The following is a 423-nucleotide window of genomic DNA, read 5'->3' on the forward strand; positions in this document are numbered from 1 at the left end:
ATCTCATACCGTACCTTTTGATACGACAGCAGACCCAAAACGCTTGGCAGCAATGGCGGCTTCGTTTGCCGGTATTGGTTCCAGTCTGGCCGCAGAAACCCAGCTGGAAGAAGTGGAAGGTAATATTATCGAAAGCAAAAACGGATTTGTGGGCTGCCACCTGATCCGAACCGACACCATGGATGCCGTTTTACTCGGTGTTTTTAACCAACATACAACTCATGGTCTCGCTCTATGGATGCTTAAAAAAGCATCGGGAGATATCCGGGAAATCATGACCATTTTCAGCTCATAAATCAGAGAAATACAACATGAATAGCATTGAAACCAAACTGTCCCCACTAATGTCTGTTAACGGCGCTCTTGCAGCGGCTCTGGTCGACTACAACAGCGGAATGATGCTCGGCTCAATCGGTACAGGTC

The 423-nt window shown here is 47.5% G+C and carries 1 protein-coding gene; it reads left to right on the forward strand.

Features of this window, described 5'->3' with window-relative positions:
* On the forward strand, positions 1–295 hold a 295-nt coding region (locus Q4563_RS16385), incomplete at its 5' end, for a roadblock/LC7 domain-containing protein (RefSeq protein ID WP_303605237.1).
* Between the last annotated feature and the right edge of the window lie 128 nt (positions 296–423).

The sequence above is a fragment of the Gilvimarinus sp. 1_MG-2023 genome (genome assembly GCF_030548285.1).